The organism is Nonomuraea ferruginea (assembly GCF_039540635.1).
Taxonomy (GTDB): Bacteria; Actinomycetota; Actinomycetes; order Streptosporangiales; family Streptosporangiaceae; genus Nonomuraea; species Nonomuraea ferruginea.
Window position 1 is genome coordinate 103,468 of sequence record NZ_BAABFD010000024.1, and the last position, 20,122, is coordinate 123,589.

At 72.3% G+C, this 20,122-nt stretch carries 20 protein-coding genes; 11 read left to right on the forward strand and 9 right to left on the reverse strand.

The window, feature by feature from the left end; genetic code table 11:
• Window positions 1–28 precede the first annotated feature (28 nt).
• The 3 genes from ABD999_RS36615 to ABD999_RS36625 form a co-directional block, all read right to left on the reverse strand.
• A complete protein-coding gene (locus ABD999_RS36615) occupies window positions 29–790 on the reverse strand; it encodes a TSUP family transporter (RefSeq protein ID WP_148031461.1) in 762 nt (253 codons plus the stop codon).
• 126 nt (window positions 791–916) lie between these two features.
• Window positions 917–1,534, reverse strand: a complete 618-nt coding sequence (locus tag ABD999_RS36620; RefSeq protein WP_271277724.1) for an ATP-dependent Clp protease proteolytic subunit — start codon at window positions 1,532–1,534, stop codon at window positions 917–919.
• 1 nt (window position 1,535) lies between these two features.
• Window positions 1,536–2,099 carry a ClpP family protease gene (locus ABD999_RS36625; protein ID WP_148031459.1) on the reverse strand — a complete coding sequence of 188 codons (564 nt, stop codon included), beginning with the start codon at window positions 2,097–2,099 and terminating at the stop codon, window positions 1,536–1,538.
• A 146-nt stretch (window positions 2,100–2,245) separates the two neighbouring features.
• Here ABD999_RS36625 and ABD999_RS36630 point away from each other — a divergent pair, with 146 nt between their 5' ends.
• Together ABD999_RS36630 and ABD999_RS36635 are read left to right on the forward strand one after the other, a co-directional pair.
• On the forward strand, window positions 2,246–3,445 hold the full coding sequence (locus ABD999_RS36630) for a sensor histidine kinase (RefSeq protein WP_271277723.1): 1,200 nt from the start codon (window positions 2,246–2,248) through the stop codon (window positions 3,443–3,445).
• Window positions 3,442–4,080 carry a response regulator transcription factor gene (locus tag ABD999_RS36635; protein WP_271277722.1) on the forward strand — a complete coding sequence of 213 codons (639 nt, stop codon included), beginning with the start codon at window positions 3,442–3,444 and terminating at the stop codon, window positions 4,078–4,080. Before ABD999_RS36630 ends, ABD999_RS36635 begins: the two co-directional genes overlap by 4 nt.
• A gap of 11 nt (window positions 4,081–4,091) precedes the next feature.
• Here ABD999_RS36635 and ABD999_RS36640 read toward each other — a convergent pair whose 3' ends face one another.
• Window positions 4,092–4,946 carry a DUF2268 domain-containing putative Zn-dependent protease gene (locus ABD999_RS36640; protein ID WP_271277721.1) on the reverse strand — a complete coding sequence of 285 codons (855 nt, stop codon included), beginning with the start codon at window positions 4,944–4,946 and terminating at the stop codon, window positions 4,092–4,094.
• A 34-nt stretch (window positions 4,947–4,980) separates the two neighbouring features.
• Window positions 4,981–5,757, reverse strand: a complete 777-nt coding sequence (locus tag ABD999_RS36645) for a hypothetical protein (RefSeq protein WP_187281146.1) — start codon at window positions 5,755–5,757, stop codon at window positions 4,981–4,983.
• Window positions 5,758–5,812: 55 nt separating this feature from the next.
• On the opposite strand from ABD999_RS36645, the gene ABD999_RS36650 reads away from it, so the two are divergent.
• The 8 genes from ABD999_RS36650 (at window position 5,813) to ABD999_RS36685 (ending at window position 12,620) form a co-directional block, all read left to right on the forward strand.
• The gene (locus ABD999_RS36650; protein WP_148031456.1) at window positions 5,813–6,814 is read left to right on the forward strand and encodes an AAA family ATPase; all 1,002 of its coding nucleotides are present in this window, start codon (window positions 5,813–5,815) and stop codon (window positions 6,812–6,814) included.
• 7 nt (window positions 6,815–6,821) lie between these two features.
• Window positions 6,822–7,757 carry a DUF58 domain-containing protein gene (locus ABD999_RS36655; RefSeq protein ID WP_148031455.1) on the forward strand — a complete coding sequence of 312 codons (936 nt, stop codon included), beginning with the start codon at window positions 6,822–6,824 and terminating at the stop codon, window positions 7,755–7,757.
• Window positions 7,754–8,701, forward strand: a complete 948-nt coding sequence (locus tag ABD999_RS36660; RefSeq protein WP_271277720.1) for a VWA domain-containing protein — start codon at window positions 7,754–7,756, stop codon at window positions 8,699–8,701. Before ABD999_RS36655 ends, ABD999_RS36660 begins: the two co-directional genes overlap by 4 nt.
• An 11-nt stretch (window positions 8,702–8,712) precedes the next feature.
• Complete coding sequence (locus ABD999_RS36665; protein WP_271277719.1) at window positions 8,713–9,303, forward strand: class I SAM-dependent methyltransferase; 591 nt, start codon at window positions 8,713–8,715, stop codon at window positions 9,301–9,303.
• Complete coding sequence (locus ABD999_RS36670; RefSeq protein WP_148031452.1) at window positions 9,300–9,839, forward strand: TrmH family RNA methyltransferase; 540 nt, start codon at window positions 9,300–9,302, stop codon at window positions 9,837–9,839. Before ABD999_RS36665 ends, ABD999_RS36670 begins: the two co-directional genes overlap by 4 nt.
• A 36-nt stretch (window positions 9,840–9,875) precedes the next feature.
• On the forward strand, window positions 9,876–10,676 hold the full coding sequence (locus tag ABD999_RS36675) for a glycerophosphodiester phosphodiesterase family protein (RefSeq protein ID WP_148031451.1): 801 nt from the start codon (window positions 9,876–9,878) through the stop codon (window positions 10,674–10,676).
• A gap of 15 nt (window positions 10,677–10,691) precedes the next feature.
• A complete protein-coding gene (locus ABD999_RS36680) occupies window positions 10,692–12,134 on the forward strand; it encodes an MFS transporter (RefSeq protein ID WP_271277718.1) in 1,443 nt (480 codons plus the stop codon).
• 141 nt (window positions 12,135–12,275) lie between these two features.
• On the forward strand, window positions 12,276–12,620 hold the full coding sequence (locus tag ABD999_RS36685; RefSeq protein WP_043625492.1) for an RNA polymerase-binding protein RbpA: 345 nt from the start codon (window positions 12,276–12,278) through the stop codon (window positions 12,618–12,620).
• A gap of 72 nt (window positions 12,621–12,692) precedes the next feature.
• Here ABD999_RS36685 and ABD999_RS36690 read toward each other — a convergent pair whose 3' ends face one another.
• From ABD999_RS36690 to ABD999_RS36705, 4 genes are all read right to left on the reverse strand, one after another.
• Complete coding sequence (locus tag ABD999_RS36690) at window positions 12,693–13,205, reverse strand: FxsA family protein (RefSeq protein ID WP_271277717.1); 513 nt, start codon at window positions 13,203–13,205, stop codon at window positions 12,693–12,695.
• 75 nt (window positions 13,206–13,280) lie between these two features.
• A complete protein-coding gene (locus ABD999_RS36695) occupies window positions 13,281–14,024 on the reverse strand; it encodes a polyprenol monophosphomannose synthase (protein WP_219545704.1) in 744 nt (247 codons plus the stop codon).
• Window positions 14,025–14,026: 2 nt separating this feature from the next.
• A complete protein-coding gene (gene lnt / locus ABD999_RS36700; RefSeq protein WP_271277716.1) occupies window positions 14,027–15,547 on the reverse strand; it encodes an apolipoprotein N-acyltransferase in 1,521 nt (506 codons plus the stop codon).
• Window positions 15,548–16,202: 655 nt separating this feature from the next.
• Window positions 16,203–18,440 carry a HelD family protein gene (locus ABD999_RS36705; RefSeq protein WP_271277736.1) on the reverse strand — a complete coding sequence of 746 codons (2,238 nt, stop codon included), beginning with the start codon at window positions 18,438–18,440 and terminating at the stop codon, window positions 16,203–16,205.
• 361 nt (window positions 18,441–18,801) lie between these two features.
• On the opposite strand from ABD999_RS36705, the gene ABD999_RS36710 reads away from it, so the two are divergent.
• Window positions 18,802–20,061: an ROK family transcriptional regulator gene (locus tag ABD999_RS36710; protein ID WP_271277715.1), complete on the forward strand. Its 1,260-nt coding sequence runs from the start codon at window positions 18,802–18,804 to the stop codon at window positions 20,059–20,061.
• Window positions 20,062–20,122 lie beyond the last annotated feature (61 nt).

Consider the following 20,122-nt stretch of genomic DNA (forward strand, 5'->3'; position numbering starts at 1 on the left):
GTGTCCGTACGAACACGTCACCTGACCGTCAGCCGAACTGCTGCCAGGCGAGCCTGGACACCATGGCCGCCACGACGCAGAGCAGCACGATCCGGACGAAACCCGTGCCTCGCCGGATCGCCATGCGGGCGCCGGCCTGGGCGCCGGCGATGTTGCAGGCGGCCATGCCGAGGCCGAGCACCCACAGCACGTGGCCGTGCCAGCCGAAGAACAGCAGGGCGCCGATGTTCGTGCCGGTGTTGATGATCTTCGCCGAGGCGGAGGCGGAGACGAAGTCGAGGCCGAGCAGGGCGGTGAACGCGATGATCAGGAACGTGCCCGTGCCGGGGCCCATGATGCCGTCGTAGAAGGCGATGGCCACGCCCGCCGTCAGCACCGCCACGGTCACGCGGGCCCGGGTGCGGAGCTGCGGGCGGGCGACCGCGCCCATGGCCGGGCGCAGGGTGACGAACGCCGCCACGCCGAGCAGGATCACCATCACGAGGGGCCGCAGCACCTCCGCCGAGATCGCCGCCGCGGCCGACGCGCCGAGCGCCGCGCTGAGCACGGCCAGCCCGGCCGCGGGCAGCGCGACCGGCCGGTCCACCTTGGTGGTGCGGGTGTACGTGACGGCGGCGGACGCGGTGCCGAACACGGAGGAGAACTTGTTCGTCGCCATCGCCTCGACGGGCGCCACCCCGGCCATCATCAGCGCGGGCAGTTGCAGCAGCCCGCCGCCGCCCACGACGGCGTCCACCCAGCCCGCTCCGGCGGCGGCCACCAGCAACATCAGGACCTGCTCCAGCGGCACGCCACTTCTCCCCCGAAACCCCGACAAATCCCCGCAAGCGTAGCGACCTTCGTCCAGCGCCGGAGGGCACGGGGCCAGGGCTTACAGGTGCGGGCGCCCGGAGCCCATCTTCCGGGCGCCCGCGGCTCAGCGGGCGGTCACCAGGGACCGCTTGCGGGAGGCGTAGATGTCGTCGATCAGCCGGTAGGTGCGCGCCTGCTCGGCGGTGAAGACGCGGTCACGCTCGATGTCGCGCCTGATCTCCTGCGCGGTGCGCCCGGTGTGGCGGGCCAGGATCTCCTCCTGCTGGTCGCGCATCCGCAGGATCTCCCTGGCGTGGATCTCCAGGTCGCTCGACTGGCCCCGGCCGCCCTCGGTGGCCGGCTGGTGGAGCAGGATCCGGGTGTGCGGCAGCGCGGCCCGCTTGCCCGGCGTGCCCGCCGCCAGCAGCACCGCCGCCGCCGAGGACGCCTCGCCGACGCAGACGGTGTGGATCTCCGGCCGGACGAACTGCATCGTGTCGTAGATGGCGGTCATCGCGGTGAACGAGCCGCCCGGCGAGTTGATGTAGAGGTTGATGTCCTGGTCGGGGTCGATCGACTCGAGCGTGAGCAGCTGGGCCATCACGTCGTTGGCCGCGGTGTCGTCGATCGGGGTGCCGAGGAAGATCACCCGGTCCTCGAAGAGCTTGTTGTACGGGTTCATCTCCTTGATGCCGTACGAGGTGCGCTCGGTGAAGGACGGCAGGACGTATCGCCCGCTCATGTCAGTTCATCCCTTCGGCGATGTGGTCGACGAACCCGTACTCCAGAGCCTCCTGCGCGGTGTACCACCGATCGCGGTCGGAGTCGGCCTGGATGCGCTCCAGCGGCTGGCCGGTGTGGTGGGCGATGATCTCGGCCATCCGCCGCTTGGTGTAGATCATGTTCTCGGCCTGGATCTGGATGTCGGTGGCCGAGCCGCCGATGCCGCCGAGCGGCTGGTGCATCACGACGCGGGCGTTGGGCAGGGCGTAGCGCTTGCCGGGCGCGCCCGCGCACAACAGCAGCTGCCCCATCGAGGCGGCGAACCCCATCGCGACCGTCGCCACGTCGCACGGCACGAACTGCATCATGTCGTACAGCGCCATGCCGGCCTGCACGGAACCGCCCGGCGAATTGATGTAAAGCGTGATGTCGCGCTTGGGATCCTCGGCCGCCAGCAAAAGCAGCTCACCGCACAGCCGGTTGCATATGTCGTCGTCGACTTCCTGGCCGAGAACGAGGATGCGTTCCTTCAGAAGGCGCTGGCTGAGCTGGTCAGGCCATTGCGTGCGCGCGTTCTCCGTCATGGACGTCGCCCTTTCCGACTCGAACCAATTGCATGGTCGACGCTAGACCCGCGCGCCCTCGACTAAGGAATCTTTTCGCCTTGGGCGCATTTCTCCAAAAGCGCATTCCACCGAGAGCGAATAAAGCTCGACATAGAATCACCGGTGTGACATGGAATCGGCGCCTGGCGCGGCGGTGGGCGTGCCTGATCCTCGGCGGGGCGCTGCTGATGCCGTACATGATGGCCGGGGTGCTGATCGCCGGATGGGCGCAGCGGGAGTCGACGACCCTGCTGTTGCTGCCCCTGCAGCTCGGCGTGTTCGCCGCGGCGCTGCCGGTGGTGGCGCTCACCGGGCTGTTCCTGCCGGTGCGCGCGCTGGAGGTGAACGCGGCGCAGAGCCTGCTCGGCGTCGCGGTCGAGACCGCCCCGCAGGAGGGCCGGCGCTCCTGGCAGGAACGCCGGCGCACCGCCGCCTGGTACACCCTGCACCTGGCGATCGGCGGCTTGGCCAGCGGCTGCACGCTCGCGATCGTGCCGTTCACGGCGGTGACGATGGCGCTGCCGTTCACCGGCGATCCGGCCGACGTGCTCGGCGTGCGCGTGCAGCCAGGCTGGTCGGCGATCGGCTGGCCCGCCGCGGGGCTGGCCATGCTGGCGCTGCTCGTCCTGCTCGTGTCCGCGTCCGGCGGGCTGCTGGCCAGGCTCGCCCCGGCGCTGCTCGGCCCCACCCCGGCCGAGCGGCTGGCCGCGGCCGAGTCGCGGGCCCGCGTGCTGGCCCAGCGCAACCGGCTGGCCCGCGAGCTGCACGACTCGGTGGGGCACGCGCTCAGCGTCGTCACGCTCCAGGCCGCCGCCGCGGGCCGGGTCCTCGACCGCGACCCCGGCACCGCCAGGACGGCGCTGGCGGCGATCGAGCAGTCGGCCCGCGCCGCCCTGGAGGACCTGGACCACGTGCTCGGCGTGCTGCGCGCGGGCGACGACCGCGACCGGGCGCCGCGGGCCACCCTGGCCGACCTGGACGCGCTGGTGCGCTCCACCGGGGCCGAGGTGCGGCAGGAGGTGGGCGACCTGTCGTCCGTGCCCGCCGTGGTCTCCCGAGAGGCCTACCGGATCGTCCAGGAGGCGCTCACCAACGCCATCAGACACGGCCGCGGCCCGATCAGCCTGTCGGCCCACGTCCGCGACGGGGACCTCTGCCTGCGGATCGGCAACCGCACCGGCGCGAACCACGGCACGCCGGGCGGGGGCAGAGGGCTGGAGGGGATGCGGGAGCGGGTCAGGCTCCTCGGCGGCGAGATCACGGCGGGGCCTGACGGGGGCGGCTGGCGGGTCTCGGCCCGGCTCCCGCTACGGTCGGAGCCATGACGATCAGGGTCGTGCTGGCCGACGACGAGGACCTCATCCGGGCCGGGCTGCGGATCATCATCGACACCGAGCCGGGCCTGACCGTGGTCGGCGAGGCCGCCGACGGCGCCGCGGTGCTGCCGGTGGTGCGGCGCGAGCGGCCCGACGTGGTGCTCATGGACGTGCGCATGCCCGCGCTCGACGGCATCGAGGCCACCCGCCGCCTGACCGCCCTGGAGGAGCCGCCCAAGGTCCTGGTGGTGACCACGTTCGAGAACGACGACTACGTGTACGACGCGCTGCGCGCCGGCGCCGACGGGTTCCTGCTCAAGCGGGCCAGGCCGGAGGAGCTGGTGCGGGCGGTGAAGCTGGTGGCGTCCGGCGAGTCGCTGCTGTTCCCCGCCGCCATCCGCGCGCTCGCCGCGCGACGGCCCGCCGTCCGCGTGCCCGGCGTCGACCGGCTGACCGGGCGCGAGGGCGACGTGCTGCGGCTCATGACCAGAGGCCTGTCCAACGGCGAGATCGCCGCCGAGCTGGTGGTGAGCCCCGAGACCGTCAAGACCCACGTCGGCAACGTGCTCACCAAGCTCGGCGCGCGCGACCGCACGCAGGCGGTCATCGCCGCCTACGAGTCCGGCTTCGTCTCCCCCGGCTGACCGGCGCGCCCCTACCCGGCCGTACGGACGATCTCGGCGACCGGCAGCCCCGACAGCTCCGCCACCGTCCTGCCCGTCCCGGCCAGCGCCCGGTCCACCAGCCGCAGCCCCACCGCGTACCCGGCCATGTTGGGGATCCCCTTGGGCTCCTGCCCGAACGCCCGGGTCGCGTCGTCGCCGAGCACGTACGCGGGCGTGTTCCACATCCCCCGCAGCCCGAAGTCCGCCATGATCCGCTCGTACGCCAGGTCGAAGTCCGCGCCGGTCACCATCGACGACCACGGCCCCATCGCCTCCGGCCCCGACAGCTCGCGCACGAACGCCTCCGCCAGCCCCTCGGAGATCACGTGCTCCCCGACGGTGACGTTCTCCGGGTCCCACTCCACGTTCGTGTACCGCACGTTGTGGTGGAACTCGTGCACGGCGCAGTGCGCGATCCGCCCGATGACCCGCTCGTCCGGCCAGGCCAGCAGGTAGAGCCAGCCGGGGGCGCCGCCCATGCCGTAGTAGCCGCCCGCGGTGCCCATCAGATGGGCGTTGTCCGGGTTGCCGAGCACGAACATCACCTGCAGCGTCTCGGCCTGCTTCAGGTGCCCCAGCGCCGCGGAGGCGCGCTCCAGCTCGCGCTCCACCTGGCCCAGCACGTCCGCCGCGGCGAGCCGGTCGAGCGCCTCCAGGTAGCGGGGGTCCTCGCCGTCGACACGGAAGCCGCCGCCCTGGTGGTGGATGTCGACGATGTCGCCGGGCATCGGGATCACCTCGCGCATCGGGGCCAGCATCTCCCGCAGCGCGTCCGGCCGCCGCTCCAGCGGCTCCCGGAGCGTCGCGGCCATGGCGGAAACGGTGTCGTGAACGATGAACTCCATGACGGCGAGGCTAAAGCCTCCCGTTACGGGAGAGTCAAAGCTGCGGATCCTGCGAGGAGTCGTCACCGGGCGAGCGGCCGGGCGTCTGCTCACCGCTCTGCGACGGCGAGGGCGACGGCGACGGGGTCGGCTCCTGCGGCTCCGGCGAGGTCGGCGTCGGCGGCGGGGTCGGCAGGAACTGCGTCGGCGGCAGCGGCTGCGGCATCGGGTCGCCGCCGGAGCGTCCCAGCAGCATCAGCAGCAGGAACACCGTCACCAGCAACAGCAGCAGCACCAGGGCCAGGGCCGCCATCAGCACCCGCTTGCGCGTCTCGGTGAGCGGCCGCCGCCTGACCGGCGGCGCCAGCGCCGGCGCCCGGTCGGTCAGCCAGTACGGGACGAAGTCCGGGCCGTGCGCCTGCCCGATGAGCGTGCCGCCCACCATCACCGGGTCCAGGAACCGCTCGGCCCCCGGGCGGCCCGGCGCGTACGGGACCGCCACCCACGGCGCCCGGCCGGTGTTGATCGCCAGCACCGGCGGCGTCTCGTCCAGCACCGCGGTCCGCGACCTGCCGCCGCGCCCGAACCAGCCGCGCACGCCCGGCCGCTCCTGCTCCGGCGCCGCCTGCCTGATCGCGGTGACGAACCGGTCGCGCGCCGCGGGGTCGAACGCCGCGCCTCTCGTCAGCAGGGCCAGTGAGACCGCGCGGCCGTCGGGCCCCTGGCCCAGGTAGACGAAACCGGCCGGGGCGGTGTGCAGGCGCGCCTGCACCACGTACGGCCCTAGCCGTGGTGGATCGCCGTACTGAAGCGGACTGGCCACATCTGCCATGAAAGCACAGACGTGGCGTCGTGCACGTTTGCGACACCTTTGGTGGAATAGCGTCATGAGCGTCGCCGAAGAGTTGCCAGGCGGAACGGACGCGGACGTGCTGCGTCAGACCCTCGACGAGGTCCGGCGGGTCATCGTCGGGCAGGATCACATGGTCGAGAGGCTGATCGTCGCGCTGCTGGCGCGTGGTCACTGCCTGCTGGAAGGCGTCCCCGGCGTCGCCAAGACCCTCGCCGCCTCGACCCTGTCCACCGTCGTGGGCGGCACGTTCGCCCGCATCCAGTTCACGCCCGACCTGGTGCCGAGCGATATCGTCGGCACCCGCGTCTACCATCCGTCCACCGAGAAGTTCGACGTCGAGCTGGGCCCGGTGTTCGTCAACTTCCTGCTCGCCGACGAGATCAACCGCGCCCCCGCGAAGGTCCAGTCGGCGCTGCTGGAGGTCATGGCCGAGCGGCAGGTCACGCTCGCCGGTGTCACCCACCCGCTGCCCAGGCCGTTCATCGTGCTGGCCACCCAGAACCCGATCGAGTCCGAAGGCGTCTACCCGCTGCCCGAGGTGCAGCGTGACCGCTTCCTGTTCCGGGTGCGGGTGCCGCACCCGAGCGCGCACGAGGAGCTGCAGATCCTCCAGCGCATGAGCGTCACCCCGCCCGCGCCCTCCCGGGTGCTCGACCCCGAACGGCTGACCGCGCTGCAGGAGACGGCCGAGAACGTCTCGGTCCACCAGCTCGTCGCCGACTACGTCGTCCGGTTGGTCATGGCCACCCGCTCCCCCGCCGAGTACGGCCTGCCCGACCTGGTCGACACCATCGAGGTCGGCGTCAGCCCGCGCGCCACGCTCGGCCTCGTCTCCGCCGGGCGGGCGCTGGCCGTGCTGCGCGGCCGCGACTACCTGCTGCCCGACGACGTGCGCGACGTGGCCGTGGACGTCATGTCCCACCGGCTCATGCTCACCTTCGACGCCCTCGCCGACGGCGTCGACCCCGAAGAGGTCGTACGCCAGATCCTGCACGCCGTCCCTCCGCCCCTCGTCGTCTGGAACCAGAACCGTTGAGCATCACATGAGCACAGCCGAACAGGCCCTGCGCCGCCTGGAGCTCACCGTGACCCGGCGGCTCGACGGGCTGCTGCACGGCGCCCACCAGGGCCTCCTGCCCGGCACCGGCAGCGAGGCCGGCGACAGCCGCGTCTACGTGCCCGGCGAGGACGACGTGCGGCGCATGGACTGGAACGTCACCGCCCGCACGACCGTCCCGCACGTGCGGGACCTGGTCGCCGACCGCGAGCTGGAGACCTGGGCGCTGGCCGACCTGTCCCCCAGCATGGACTTCGGCACCGCCGACACCGACAAGCGCGACCTGGTCGTCGCCGCCGTCGGGGCCATCGGGTTCCTGTCCAGCCGGATGGCCGACCGGTTCGGGGCGCTCGTCATCCACGACGAGCACATCCACCGCATGCCCGCCCGCACCGGCAGGCCCGCCCTGTACGGGCTGCTCAGCGCGCTCATGGACGCCCCGCGCGGCCAAGTTGTCGCCGACCCGCCCGACCTCGCCGAGGGCATCGACGTCCTGGCCGCCACCCGCAGGCGGCGCGGCATGCGCGTGATCGTCTCCGACTTCCTGGATGCCGCACCCACCCTGGACCCGGACGCCGAACGCCCCTGGGAGCGCCCGCTGCGCCGCCTGTCGGCCCGCCACCAGACGCTGGCCGTCGAGGTCATCGACCCGCGCGAACTCGAACTGCCCGACGTGGGCCGCGTCGCGTTCGCCGACCCGGAGACCGGGAAGGTACGCGAAGTGCACCTTTCCCCGAAAATCCGCCGTGACTACGCGGAGGCCGCCGCCCTCCAGCGGGAGGGCACCCGCCTCGCGCTGCGCCGTGCGGGCGTCGGACACCTGGTGCTGCGCACCGACCGCGACTGGGTGTTCGACGTCGCCCAGTTCGTCCTGCGCCAGCGGCGCATGAGCCACCTGGCACACCGGAAGGTGAACCCTTGACGTTCCTGTCGCCCGCCTGGCTGTGGCTGTTCGTGCTGGTGGTGCTCCTCATCGCCGGTTACGTGGCCGCGCAGTTCGCCCGGCGCCGCTACACCGTGCGCTTCACCAACCTGGCCCTGCTCAACCTTGTCGCGCCGAGCGGCCCCGGCTGGCGCCGCCACGTGCCCCCCGTGCTGTTCCTGGTCATGATGTCGCTACTGGTCGTCGGCGCCGCCCGGCCCGCCGGCGAGGTACGGGTGCCGCGCGACCGCGCCACCATCATGATCGCGCTCGACGTCTCGCTGTCCATGGACGCCGGCGACGTCGAGCCCGATCGCATCTCCGCGGCCAAGACCGCCGCCCAGGCGTTCGTCCAGGAGCTGCCCGACCGGTTCAACGTCGGCGTGGTGGCCTTCGCCCGCGCCGCCAACGTGGTCATCTCCCCCACCACCGACCACCAGGCCGTGGCGACCGCCATCGGCAACCTGACCACCCGCCCCGGCACCGCCATCGGCGAAGCGGTCTTCAACTCGCTCGACGCGGTCCGCTCCTTCGACCAGGACGCCACCAGCGACCCGCCGCCCTCGGCGATCGTGCTGCTGTCCGACGGCGACAACACCTCCGGCCGCTCGGTCCGCGAGGCCACCGACGCCGCGCAGCAGGCCCACGTGCCGGTCTCCACGATCGCCTACGGCACCCCCGACGGCACCGTCTCCATCGACGGCCGCCCCGTGAACGTCCCGGTCAACAAGCAGACCCTGCAGGCGCTGTCCGACGGCACCAGCGGCCGCGCCTACACCGCCGAGTCCGGCAGCGAGCTGCGCGAGGTCTACGAACAGATCGGCACCTCGCTCGGCTACAAGGTGGTCGAACAGGAGATCACCCAGCAGTTCATCCTGGCCGCGCTCTTCGCCGGGCTGCTGGTCGGGGGCGCGGCGGTCTTGTTCGGCAGCCGGATCCCGTAACGTTCTCCGCTGTGGGGCACTACTTCTCCGAACGGCCGGGGGCCGAGAGCAGGCCGGGTCAGGCCGACCTCGTCCTGCCCGACCTCCATCTGCGGCTGGAGACCGACAGCGGCGTGTTCTCGCCCGAGCGGGTCGATCTCGGCACGAAGATCCTGCTGGAGACCGTCCCGCCGCCGCCCCCGCACGGCGACCTGCTCGACCTCGGCTGCGGCTACGGCCCGATCGCGCTGACGATGGCCTCCCGGGCGCCCGAGGCGACCGTGTGGGCCGTCGACGTGAACCGGCGGGCCGTCGAGCTGACGGCGCGCAACGCCCGGGCCGCGGGCCTTGACAAAGTAAGGTCGATGCATGTCGACGACGTCCCCGACGACGTGACGTTCCAGGCGATCTGGTCCAACCCCGCGATCCGCATCGGCAAGGCGGCCCTGCACGACATGCTCACCAGGTGGCTGACGCGGCTGGCCCCCGGCGGCGCCGCCCACCTGGTCGTCCAGAAACACCTCGGCTCCGACTCCCTGCAGCGCTGGCTCGGCGAGCAGGGCTGGCGGGCCTCCCGCGAGGCCTCCAGGGCCTCCTACCGCGTACTGAAGGTCGAAAGATGAGAAGGCAGCTGCGCCCCACCGACGTCAAACGGCTCAACCGCACCTGGCGCAGGAACACCGCCAACCGCCTGGCGCTGATCCTGGAGTCGGTCACCGGCCCGTTCAACGTCGGGTCGATCTTCCGTACCGCCGCGGCGTTCGGCGTGGAGCAGATCTGGCTGGCCGGCAACGCCACCCCGCCCACCAACCCGAAGGCGGGCAAGACCGCGCTCGGCACCGACCGGCTGGTGAAGTGGCACGACCCGGTGCCCGCGCTGGAGGCCGTCAAGGCGGCCAGGGAGGACGGCTTCACCGTGATGGCGGTCGAGCTGACCGCCGAGGCGGTGCCGCTCCACCGGGCCGCGCTGGGCCGCGACGTGTGCCTGGTCGTCGGCAGCGAGGACCACGGCTGCTCCCCCGCGCTGCTGGACGCCGCCGACGGCGTCTGCTACATCCCGCAGGTGGGTCGGGTCGGCTCGGTCAACGTGGCGGTGGCGGCCGCCATCGCGCTGGCCGAGGCCCGCCGCCAGGAGTGGCAGAATCTACCCGATTCGTAATCTTTTTGTTCACCCGTGGAAGGCATACTTCAGACCGTGCTCAGCCGCCGATTCGCCTTTCTCGACCATCCGGGCCCGCTGGCCTTCGCCCACCGGGGCGGGGCGCTGGAGGGGGCGGAGAACTCCTTCGAGGCGTTCGATCGGGCCGTGCGGCTCGGCTACACCCATCTGGAGACCGACGCGCACGCCACCTCCGACGGCGTGCTGCTCGCCTTCCACGACCACACGCTGGACCGGGTGACCGACCGGCGGGGCCGCGTCTCGGAGCTGCCCTACCAGGAGGTCAAGCGGGCCCGCATCGGCGGCGTCCACGAGATCCCGCTGCTTGAGGACCTGCTGGGCACCTGGCCGGAGATCCGGTTCAACATCGACGTGAAGGAGCCGGGGGCGATCGCGCCGCTGGCCGAGGCGATCCGCCGGACGAACTCCTACGACCGGATCTGCCTCACCTCGTTCTCCGACGAGCGGCTGGTGCTGGCCAGGGCGGCGCTCGGGCGGGAGGTGTGCTCGGCGCTCGGGCCGCGCGGCGTGGCCGCGCTCCGGGCCGCCGCCGCCACCTCCGGCTACGGCCGCCTGCTGGCCAGGCTGAAACGCGCGGCGATCCCGTGCGCGCAGGTGCCGGTCGGCTTCCGCGGGCTGCGGGTCGCCACCCGCCACCTGGTGCGGACGGCCCACGCGCTCGGCATGCAGGTGCACGTCTGGACCATCAACGACACCCCCCGGATGGAGCGCCTGCTCGATCTGGGCGTCGACGGCATCATGACCGACAACATCACCGGGCTGCGCGACGTCCTGGAGCGGCGCGGCCAGTGGCATCCCGGCCGCATGGCCGCCTAGGAGCGACTCCACACCATGTCCGTACCCGCACCCCCCGCGGCCTCCGACCCCGCCTCCGAGTCACCCGCCGTACGCCGGCGCGAACAGCGCGGCTGGTACGTCTACGACTGGGCCAACTCCGCCTTCTACACCACGATCATCTCCGTCTTCCTCGGCCCGTACATCATCGAGGTCGCCAAGACCGCCTCGTGCGCCAAGGACTTCGCCCAGGTCGACGCCGCCGCCTGCGCGGCCGGCTTCGACCGGCTCACCGCGCAGAACCCGCGCCTGGGCTACGTGGACGTGCTCGGCATGGACATCCGGCCGGTCGCGTTCTTCGGCCTGATCACGACCGTGGCGGTGCTGCTGCAGATCGTGGTCCTGCCGATGGTGGGCGCGCTGGCCGACCACACCGGCCGCAAGCGGGAGATGCTCGGCGTCTTCGCCTACATCGGCGCGCTCGCCGCGATGGGGCTGTTCTTCGTCGAGGGCGACCGCTACATGCTCGGCGGCTGGCTGTTCGTCATCGCGAACGTCGCCTACGGGGCCTCGGTCGTCGTCTACGACTCGTGGCTGCCGCAGATCTCCACCCCCGACGAGCGCGACCGCGTGTCCTCGCGAGGCTGGGCGATCGGCTATCTCGGCGGCGGGCTGCTGCTGGCGCTCAACCTGGTGCTCTTCCTGAGCCACGAGAGCCTGGGGCTGACCCAGGGCGAGTCGGTGCGCATCGCGATGATGTCGGCCGGGCTGTGGTGGGCGACCTTCACGATCGTGCCGCTGCTGCGGCTGCGCAACCGGCCGGCGCCGGCGCACGAGCACACCGCGCTCGCGTCGGTGGGCGGCAGCTTCCGCCAGCTCTGGCGGACGCTGAAGGAGCTGCGCCGCTACCCGCTGACGCTGCTGTTCCTGGTGGCCTACCTGGTCTACAACGACGGCATCCAGACGGTGATCGGCAACAGCGCGGCCTTCGCCTCCGAGGCGCTCAAGCTGGACCGCACGGTGCAGATCACCGCGATCCTGATGGTGCAGTTCGTGGCGTTCTTCGGGGCGCTGCTGCTGGGCAGGCTGGCGGAGCGGTTCGGCACCAAGCGCACGGTGCTGGCCAGCATCGTGGTGTGGACGGTGATCGTGATGATGGCGCTGTTCGTCCGCGAGGGGCAGGCGGTGCAGTTCTACCTCATGGCCTTCGCCATCGCGATCGTGCTCGGCGGCACCCAGGCGCTGTCGCGCTCGCTCTTCTCCCAGGTGATCCCGAAGGGCCGGGAAGCCGAGTACTTCAGCCTGCTGCAGATCAGCGACAAGGGCTCGGCGTTCATCGGCGCGCTGACGGTGACGATCGCGCTGCAGCTCACCAACAGCTACCGCATCGCCATCATGTCGATGGTCGTCTTCTTCGTGCTCGGGTTCGTGCTGCTGGCGCTGGTCAACCTGCCGAAGGCGATCCGCGCGGCGGGCAACGAGGTGCCGAGGAACCTCTGACGAGCGGGCGCGGCCCCGAACTCCTCGGCGGTATAGCGATTGGATCTCCCCGCGGGTGGGAATCCCATCACGGTACCAAGCGTTACACACCGTGGGAGACAGACCCCCCACGCATGGGGGCCCTGTAGGAGGCATTCAAACATGGGCGAGCGCGCGCTTCGTGGCACCCGGCTCGGGGCAACCAGCTACGAGAACGACCGTAACACGGATCTGGCCCCGCGCCAGGAGGTGTCTTACACCTGCCCCAAGGGGCATCGCTTCGAGGTTCCGCTTGCCGCCGAGGCTGAGATTCCCGCGACCTGGGAGTGCCGCATGTGCGGCGCGACCGCGGTGCGGGTCGACGGCGAGCAGCCGGAGTCGAAGAAGACCAAGCCGCCGCGGACTCACTGGGACATGCTCCTCGAGCGGCGGTCCATCGAAGATCTGGAAGAGGTGCTCAACGAGCGGCTGGCGGTCCTGAGGGCCCAGCGCCGCAAGAGCGCCTGACATCACTCTCACGGTGAACCCCCGGGCCGGCGGCCCGGGGGTTTTCTGCTGCGCGCGTGACCGGCGGCGTCGCTAGTCGCGGTCCTCGCGGATGACCTCGCCGTGCACGACCTTCCCGCGCGGCGCGCCGCCGTGGGGACCGGCCTGCGGGACGTCCGCGCGCACCGGCCCCGCGGACTGGGGCGGGAACATGTTCGCGTACGGGGAAGCCGCCGCCATCCGCTTGACCCGCCGGTCGAAGAACCACCCGCCGAGCCGCCGCATCCCCGGCCGGGTGAACGGCAGGACGCACGCGAGGCCGACCACGTCGCTGAGGAATCCCGGCATCACCAGGAGCACGCCGCCCACCAGCACGAGCGCCCCGTCGGCCAGCTCGCGCTCGGGCATCACGCCGGTGCGCATCGACTCCTGCAGCCTGTGCCAGGCGCGGCGTCCCTCACGCCGCACCAGCCATGAGCCGAGCAGCGCCGCCGCCGCCAGCAGGCCCACGGTCGGCCAGCCGCCGATCATCGACCCGACCTGGATCAGCAGCCACACCTCCAGGATGGGGATCGCCAGGAAGGCCAGGAAAAGCAGAAGCCGCATCGTCGCCTCGTTCTGTGCACATCAAGGACACGTCCAGGTAGAACAACGCCCGGAACCGTCCTCGCGTTCCTGCGGTCAGGAGCGCCGGCCGCGCAGCCGCGCGGGCAGCCCGACGAGCCCCCACTGGAAGATCCGCCAGAACGCCTCGGCCATCACCCGGCCGCTCATCTTGCTGGTGCCGACCGTCCGCTCGACGAACGTGATCGGCACCTCCGCGACCCGCAGCCCGTGGCGGCAGGTGCGCAGGGTCAGGTCGACCTGGAAGCAGTAGCCCTGCGACTCCACGTCGGCCAGCCCGACCTTCTCCAGGACGGCCGCCCGGTAGGCGCGGAACCCCGCGGTGGCGTCGCGGACGGGCAGGCCGAGCATGATCCGCGTGTAGAGGTTGGCGCCCCGGGACAGGAGCTCACGCGTGGCCGGCCAGTTCCTCACCTTGCCGCCCGGCACGTAGCGCGACCCGATCGCCAGGTCGGCCCCTTCGGACAGCGACGTCAGCAGCTTGTGCAGCTCCTCCGGCTGGTGCGAGCCGTCGGCGTCCATCTCCACCAGCACGTCGTAGCCCTCGCCCAGCCCCCACCGGAACCCCGCGATGTAGGCGGCGCCGAGCCCCTGCTTGGCCGGCCGGTGCAGGACGTGCACGTGGTCGTCCTCCGAGGCGAGCTCGTCGGCGATCTTGCCGGTGCCGTCGGGACTGTTGTCGTCGGCCACCAGCAGGTGGGCCTCGGGCAGCGCGGCCCGCAGCCGCTCGGTGATCGACGGCAGGTTCTCGCGCTCGTTGTAGGTCGGGACGATGACCAGCACCCGGCCGAGCGTCTCCATCGTCAGTCGTCCCCCATCATCCGGTCGGCCCGGCGCCCGCGCCGGGCGGCGACGACGGTGGCCGCCGCTCCCAACATCATCAATGCCCACTCGGGAGCCGCGCCGACCCTCGTGGCGATCGTCTGTTCGGTGCGTATCGGCACGGTTACAACGGTGCTGTCGGCGACCAGCTCCCTGGTTTGCCACGAGACCTTACCGTCCGGCGTGACGAACGCGGAGATGCCTGTCGTGGCCGCCGTCACGACCGCCCTGTTGTGCTCGACCGCCCGCAGCTGGGACATCGCCAGCTGCTGGGCGGGCAGATTGGACAGGGCGTAGGAGGCGTTGTTGGTCTGCACCACCAGCGGCGTGCCGCCGGCCCGCACGGTGGCCCGCACGGTGCCGTCGTAGGCCACCTCGTAGCAGTTGACGGCGCCGACGGTGACCGGGCCCATCTTCAGGTCGCCGGGTCCGGTGCCGGGGACGGACTGCCTGCCGACCAGGTTGGCGCGCTCGTACAGGGCGAGCACGAGCTCCTTGAACGGGGTGTACTCGCCGAACGGCACCAGGTTCTGCTTGTCGTAGTAGTCGCCGGGACCGGTGGCGGGATCCCACACCAGGCTGCGGGTCGCGCGATGCTCGTCGCCGATCGCCACGACCGCGCCGACCAGGGTGGGCACGCCGATGTCGCGCACCGAGTCGTGGATGGTGCTGTAGGCGAACGCGTCGGTGTAGGGGTCGATGTCGGTGGAGTTCTCCGGCAGCACCACCAGGTCGGGCGCGGGCAGCTCGCCGGCGCGGACCCGCCCGGCCAGCCGCTTGGTCTCCTCGGCGTGGTTCCTCAGCACGACGGCGGGCTCGTCGCCGAAGATGTGCATGCCGCGGCCCGGCACGCTGCCCTGGACGATGCCGACGTTGACCGTGCGGCCCTCGTCCGGCGGCCTGGGCACGGCCAGGGCGACGACGGGGACGGCCACGGCCAGCGCGACCGGCACCCCGCGCAGCAGGCCCGTACGCGGCCGTACGAGCACCGCGTGGGCGATCAGGGCGCCGCACACCACGACGGCGAACGAGACCAGCGGAGCGCCGCCCAGCGCTGCGTACGGGGTGAACAGCGACTCGCCCTGGCTGAAGGCCACCCGCGCCCACGGGAACCCGCCGATCGGGACGAGCCCGCGCGCCCACTCCATCGCCACCCAGAGCGCCGCGAACCACACCGGCCACAGCCGCAGCCGGAGAACCAGCGCCGCGGCGGCGGCCATGGCCGCGTAGAACAGGCTCTCGACCGCCACCAGCATGATCCACACGTCGACGCCGATCGTGCTGACCCAGGCCAGCGCGGGCGTCAGGAACACGGCCGCGGCGACGTAGCCGATCCACGCCGCCCTCCTGGGCCACGCCCCGTACAGGGAAGCGACGATCAGCGCCAGCCCGGGCGGCGCGCACAGCCACCACCCGAGCGGCGGGAACGCCAGATAGAGCAGCACCCCACCGGCCACGGCGGCGGCCAGCCGGGCGGCCAGCACCCGCCGCGACTCCCCCACCGTCCGTCCCCGCCGCTTCCGCTTCCGCCCTTCCGACGGCCCATCACCACTGGGACGAGAGCCCGCACGCTCGGCCGGAGGCGGTCGTTCGCCGTCCGTGGGGGCGGCAGAGCCGGTGAAACTTTCAACGGCCGGGGCGGCGGATGAGGGCGTGGGGGGGCCGCTCCCGTCTCCGGGGGTGGCCGGTCGGCCCGTCTTCTCCTGCACCACTGCGGGGTCTCCTCGCGATCCGCACGCCTTGCTATGCGAAAACGCTACCGCCCCGGAGGCGCTCTCCGGTCATGCCGGACGCGGCGACAGGGTGATCCCGCGAGGAACGGGACCACCCGGCGCACTGACGAGCCCGGCGCACGGGAACGGGAAGAGGGCCCGGAAACCCTTCGGACCGGACCCGTCTCGTCGGCGGCGAGCGCGGAATTCCGTTGTCTACTGGGCTCCCGGGCCCGTCCCGGGTCCAACCCCCCGCCCGGTTGGGGTGCCCCGACTCGACGGACCGACGGCCCTGCACCTGGCTGTGTGGACGAAGCCACGCTCCGTCACGGACGCAGGATCCGGCGATGTCAGAGACGGCCAACCGGCCAAGTCCCGTGCTGGACTGGGCAGCAAACTACCGACTCAGCCTCAGATGTCAACCGTGTCCCGATCAGCAGAAACATCAAGTTTTCCCAGGTGGGCGGCCATTACCCGGCACGGCAGGCACCCCATCGGCACTGCCGGAGTCTCCATCGGGCCGCCTCGCCAAGCCGCGCAAAGCATCTGAGAGCGGGCGATCGTGGACCACGCCCAGCCGCTGCGTGGCACGGGTGAGCGCCACGTACAGATCGCTGGTGCCGCGCGGCGACTGGGCCGCGATCAGGTCCGGCTCGGCCACGATCACCGAGTCGAACTCCAGCCCCTTGGCGTCGGCCACGCCGAGCACGGCGACGGGCGCGTCGAGCGCCTCCGCGCCGCGGGAGCGCCCGGCGCCGGGGGTGACGACCACGGCGCCCTCCACCGACTCCCCCAGCGAGGCGAGCAGCTCGTCGGGCGCCACGACCGCGACCTTGCCGCCGCCCGCCACCTCGTCCGCGACGATCGCGGGCAGCTCGGCCAGCGGCGCGGCCCACGGGCTCGCCCCGATCTCGCGGACCGACCGCGGCGCCTCCAGACCGGGGTCGATGGTGGCGAGCACGCGGGCGGCGACCTCCATGAGCTCGACGGGCGTGCGATAGTTGACGGTCAGCCGCTCCTGGCGCCACCGCCCGGCCACGTACAGGTCGAGCACCTCGGCCCAGGAGCGCGCCCCGGCCGCCGAACCGGTCTGGGCGATGTCGCCGACGATCGTCATGGACCGGGTCGGGATGCGCCGCATGACGGCCCGCCAGGCCATCGGCGACAGCTCCTGCGCCTCGTCCACGATGACGTGACCGTAGGCCCAGGTGCGGTCGGCGGCGGCGCGTTCGGCGGTGGTGAGGTGCGGGCCCTCGCCGCGCTGGCGCTCGGCCAGCCGTTCGGCCTCCATGACGTCGGACAGCCCGGTCAGCTCCAGCACCTCGCGGGCGTAGGCGAGCTCGGCCTCGCGCTCGTGCTCCTCGGCCTGGCGGGCCGCGGCCAGCTCCTCCTCCGCCGCCATCGCGCTGGCCCGCAGCACCTGCTCGTCGATCTCGCCGAGCAGCTCGGCGGCCTCGTCCAGCAGCGGCACGTCGGACTCGGTCCACTCGCCGCCCCGGGCCCCGTCGCGCCGCAGCAGGGCCCGTTCCTCGGGCGTCAGGCCGGCGGCGGCGTAACCCAGCCGGTCCGGCGACCCGTACAGGCCGAGCAGCAGCCGCTGCGGCGTGAGATAGGGCCAGAGCCGGTTGAGCGCGGACCTGACGACCGGCTCGGTGCGCAGCTCCTCGCGCAGGTCGGCCAGCTCGTCGTCGTCGATCAGGCCCTTGCCGATCTGTCTGGCGGCCTGCCGGGCCAGCGCGTTGAGCAGGGAGCGGACGAACACGGCGCGGGCCTGGTTGTGCGGGCGGCGGGAGCGGGCGGCCTTGTTCGCGGCCGACTCCAGCATCTTGCGGTCCATGGTCAGGGTGTAGCGTCCGAGCCGCAGCTCGACGGGCTTGCGCGGGACGCGCTGGCGGTCGCGCACCGCCCTGGCGATCACCTCGGCCATGCGCAGGTCGCCCTTGACCGCGGCCACCTCGGGCTTGTCCCTGGCGGTCGCGGTCAGCCCGGGATAGAGCTCGCCGACCGCCGACAGCAGCACGTCGGTCTCGCCGAGCGAGGGCAGCACCTGCTCGATGTAGCGCAGGAAGGTCAGGTTGGGGCCGAGGATGAGCACGCCACGGCGTTCCAGCCGCTCCCGGTGCGTGTAGAGCAGGTAGGCGGCGCGGTGGAGCGCGACGACGGTCTTGCCGGTGCCGGGGCCGCCCTGGACGACGAGCACCCCGTTCAGGTCGGACCTGATCACCTTGTCCTGCTCGGCCTGGATGGTGGCCACGATGTCGCGCATCCGGCCGGTGCGCCGCTCGTCCAGCGCCGCCAGCAGGGCGGCCTCGCCGTTGAGCGTGGCCCGGTCGTCCTCGGTGAGCGCGTCGAGGTCGAGCAGGTCGTCGTCGACCGCGACCACCGTGCGGCCCCGGGTCTGCAGGTGGCGCCGCCGGGTGAGGCCCATGGGAGCGGCCGGGGTCGCGCGGTAGAACGGCTGCGCGACCGGGGCCCGCCAGTCGATGAGCAGGCGTTCCTGCTCGTCGTCGGTCAGGCCGAGCTTGCCGATGTAGAGCCGGCCCTCGTCGACGTGGTCGAGCCGGCCGAAGACCAGGCCGCGCTCCACCGCCCACAGCCGGGCCAGCCGGGAGGCGTACATGTCGGCGAACGTGTCGCGCTCCGACCGGTTCTGCATCGTTCCGACGGCGCCGGACGCCAGCACCTCCTTCAACTGGTGCTGGGTGCGCTCGCGCAGCTCGTCCAGCCGCTCGTAGAGGCGGGTGACGTACGCCTGCTCCCTGGCGAGTTCCGATTGACGGGTTGCCGCCAGACCATTATTGTGGTTAATGGGACACTCCGGGCCATTCTGCTTGTTGTTACGACAAACGACGAGATTAGCATGCCTGTCGCGGCGCTCTCCCGCGTTTTACTCTCTCCCCTCTCCCGTGCGGCCCCTTCATTCTGCGCGACCCTCTCTGCGGTACGGTCACGGGTTCGCCGCACCTCTTGACCGGACGCCCCGGCGCTCTTTACGGTCACCTTCGGTTAGGAAAGTTTCCTAACCTCCGGGTGAAGAGGTGACAGTGAGCGGTTCCGTACCGGGCACTCCCAGTCTGCTACGCGCGATCAACGATCGCGCGGCCCTGCGCCTGCTTCTGGAGCGCGGGCCGCTCACCCGTCCCGAGCTGGGCGCGCTGACGGGGCTGTCGAAGCCGACGGCGTCGCAGTTGCTGCTCCGCCTGCGCGAGGCGGGGCTGGTGGTGCTGGACGGGGTGCGGGAGGGGCTGCCTGGCCGTACCGCCGAGGTGTACCGGGTCAACGCGTCGGCGGCGTACGCGGCCGCGCTGGACGTCACCTCGGGCAGGATCGAGGCGCGGGTGGCGGACCTGACGGGGGCGGTGGTCGGCGAGCACGTGCTGGAGCCGCCCGGCGGCGACCTGATCGGCGGGCTGCGCGCCGCGCTGGCCGGGGCGCGGCCTCCCGCGCCGCCGCGCCACCTGGTGATCGGGGTGCAGGCGGCGGTCGACCCGGCGACGGGGCGGCTGGGGTACGCGACCGCCGAGGACATGCCCGGCTGGCACGTCGACGACCTGGTGGACCGGCTGTCCAGAGGGCTGGGCGTGCCGGTGTCGGTGGAGAACAACGTCAACCTGGTGGCCCTGGCGGAGCGGGCGCACGGGGCGGCCGCGGGCACACCGGACTTCGTCCTGCTGTGGGCCGACGCGGGCATCGGCTCGGCGATCGTCCTCGGCGGCCGGCTGCACCGTGGCGCGACGGGCGGTGCGGGCGAGGTCGGCTACATGCCCGCGCCGGGCGCGCCCACGGCCCGCGAGAGCGGCCCGTACGCCGACCACGGCTTCCAGGCGTTGTCCGGTGGCGCGGCGGTGCTGCGGGTCCTCCGCCGGCACGGCATCCCGGGCGCGGACCTGCGCGAGACGGTCAGGAACGCGGCCCGAGCCGCCGAGGACCCGTCGGCGGGCCCACCGCAAGAGAGCACGGCGGCGAACCCGCCGGACACCCGCCTGGCCGACGGGGTGGAGGCGGTGCCCGCGGGTTCGGGTGAGGCGGCGTTGCGGGAGGTGGCGGGGCGGCTGGCGGTGGGGCTGGCCGCGATCACCTCGGTGATGGATCCGGCGCTGATCGTGCTGACCGGCGCGGTGCCGCTGGCGGGCGGGGAGCCGCTGCGGCGGCTGATCGAGGAGGAGCTGCACGCGCTGACCATCGCCCGCCCGCGGGTGCGGCTGTCGCAGGTGGCGGGCAACCCCGTGCTGGTGGGAGCGCTCGACCTGGCGCTGGCCACGGTGCGGGACGAGGTGCTCGACTCCACGGGCGTGACGGCTTGACGTCACGCCCTCGACCGCTTCGGCGCCGCGGAAGCCCGGCTGCGTGCCCGCTTCGTCCACC